The organism is Leucobacter salsicius M1-8 (assembly GCF_000350525.1).
Lineage (GTDB): Bacteria > Actinomycetota > Actinomycetes > Actinomycetales > Microbacteriaceae > Leucobacter > Leucobacter salsicius.
Map to the genome: position 1 here is coordinate 1 of NZ_AOCN01000023.1, position 2656 is coordinate 2656.

The following is a 2656-nucleotide window of genomic DNA, read 5'->3' on the forward strand; positions in this document are numbered from 1 at the left end:
GTTTAGTCGACGTTTCGGAAAGCGCGTGTGTAACGATCGGAAAGCGTGGGTGCAACGACCGTAAAGTGCTCGCTGCACCCACGCATGACCCTTGAGCTATACCTCAAGCCCGCTATCGATGCCAGTGACCGTGTGCCTACGCATGTTCGGGCCGGCCAACTGCACGATCTCTGCGTTCGACACGATCCGATTCAATATTGACTCCGCGACCACTGCATCATGAAGTGATTTGTACCAGTCCTCGGGATCGAACTGACTCGTCACCACGGTCGCGCCCCGGCCCTCCCTCGCGGCGAGAATATTGAGGACCTCGGCAGCGGTCTCACTACTGATCGGCGTCGTGAGAAAGTCATCCAGGACTAACGCGTCGCAGGCATGGAGGTCTTGTAAGAACTTCAACCTGGCTGGATCGGTGTGGTGATAGACCGCGAGCTGGTTCGCGAGGTCATCCAACCGGTAATACCTTGCCGTGTAATCACGGCGGCAGGCTGCATTCACCATTGCTTGCGCGAGGTATGATTTTCCCACGCTCGATGACCCGAGAATGACAAGGTTTGTGCAGTGATCTACCCATCTACATGCAGCAAGTCTGGCAATTACTTCACGGTGTAACGAGCGGCCGTCGAGGTAGTGGATGTCCTCGACACAGGCGGCAGGGTTCGGGGTGCGCGACGCTTTCAACAGTTTCAACATACGACGCTCACCCCGAGCCTCGGTCTCTTGATTCAGCGCGTGCCTGATCTTCTGCGAGAACGACCACTCATCAAACGAGGGATCGTTCGCGATGTTAATGACGGTTTCACCAAATGCTGTCAATCGCAGTTTGGTGAACAGGGGCATGTCGTCCTCAGTGAGGTGCTGCTCAAACATCGGCCCCCTCCGCTCCTGGCTGGATGCCGGTGAGTGCTTCGAGGCTGAACGCCCCGGGCCCTGCCAGATGCGCGCCGCTCGTGTCGCGGCCAGCGATTCGACGCGAGTGAGGAGATTCGGTCCCCGTTGTCCTCGCACCTGATCGTATGATTTGGGGGCGCTCGTCTTGCTCAGCTCTGACAACTGCCAGCGCGTGTTTCACGGCGGTATAACTGATCTGCCTGTGTGCGTCGTTATCGGTGAGCTGTTTGCAGGCGCGTTCGAGCTGCTGCCGGCTGCCCCGCTTCCCGAGATCGAGGATGTTCATGCATGACCGGAACCCTTGTGCCTCGATCTTCTTCCCATCGAGCAGCCTCGTGAGCGCGGCGACCGTTCCGGGCCCTACTTTCGCGGCCTGTCTGAGAAAATAGGCGCGCGTCCAGAGCCCCGCCGTTTCTTCCAGATAGGCGGGCGCATGTTCAGCATCGGTGACATACCCGTTCCGATGGCTGCCGCGCTGATGCGTCGCAATCACTGCGCCATCAGCAAGCACATCGAGTTGTTCGCCGACGATACGCACGTCGACGTTCAGGCCAGCGAACTCGTACGGAACTGAGTACTTGATGGTGTCGATCTGGACATGCCAGTCGCGATGTACTTTTGCTTTGCGCCACACCACCGGCTCCCATCTCTGAGCTGGCAACTCGAGGAGACCCGTCCTCTCGGCCTCCTCAAACCAGTCCATCCGGCTGCGCTGTTCACCCCGGAACGGGATCCTGCGGTTGATCCATTCCACACGCTCTGCGACTGCTCCGTTGAGATCATCGAGTGACGCGAACACTTGATCATTGAGGTAGTGAATGACCCAATTCGTGACGACTTTCACCCCAGCTTCGACGTTCCCTTTATCTCTTGGAGCAGCTGACCTCGTGGGAACAGCAGCGGTCCGGTAATGCTCGAGAAACTCCGCATAGGAGCCGTTCACGTCACGAGCACGCGAGGCCTTGCTGATCTGGTTCGATGCCGTCGAAGCGTTGTCGGGCACGACCAGCAGGGTGACACCGTTCACGTACTCGAATGCGCGTCGGTGAGCGTCATGCCAGGCAGGTTGTTTCTCATCGAGGTAGCCATACGCGAACACGAGTCCGGAGTACGGCAGTGACGCGACGAACACCGACACCGGGGTGGTTGCTCGACTGATCGGGTCGATGATCTGCATGCGGGTGCCCGCCCAATCGACTTGCATCGTATGCCCGGGCACATGCTTGATCGGGGCGGTGAGGTCTCTCACGCGTACATACTCAGCAATAATCTGGCAGAACCGCTCGTACCCGTAATGGCGTACCCCAGCAGGAGCATCTGTTTGCAGGTATTTGGCCCAGAGTACTTTCAACGGCGGTTTCTTCCGCCCTAACCTCGACTGGACCACCTTGTCGATGTCCACTGGCACAAACCCGTCCGCTGCGCTCTTGCGTCCGTCGGAGAAGAGCCCGTCGATTTCTTCCAGCGCCAACGCCGCAACCTGTTCACTGCCGACGAGTTGCTGCTCGTCGAGCACGCGGCGTACCTTAGCGATCGTGCGCTGCGAGCAGCCCAGCCGCGTAGCAATCTCCCGGTAAGAGCGTTTTTCTATCAAAAGCAGCATCAGCTGCCGATAATCCGTCATTAGAATTCCTCTCGCCCCAGCGAACACTCGTCGCCAGGGTAAGAGCCATCCTCAGCCAGAAGCCATCGAGAGCGCTACCCGATGCTTACATCAATGCTTTCCGATCGTTGCACACGCGCTTTCCGAAGCGCCTTCTAAACA

General features: G+C 58.4%; 2 protein-coding genes. Both read right to left on the reverse strand.

What is annotated here, in order from left to right; genetic code table 11:
• Positions 1–96 precede the first annotated feature (96 nt).
• A complete protein-coding gene (locus tag C795_RS0111605) occupies positions 97–870 on the reverse strand; it encodes an ATP-binding protein (protein WP_017791934.1) in 774 nt (257 codons plus the stop codon).
• On the reverse strand, positions 863–2515 hold the full coding sequence (gene istA, locus C795_RS0111610) for an IS21 family transposase (protein ID WP_017791933.1): 1653 nt from the start codon (positions 2513–2515) through the stop codon (positions 863–865). Before istA ends, C795_RS0111605 begins: the two co-directional genes overlap by 8 nt.
• Positions 2516–2656 lie beyond the last annotated feature (141 nt).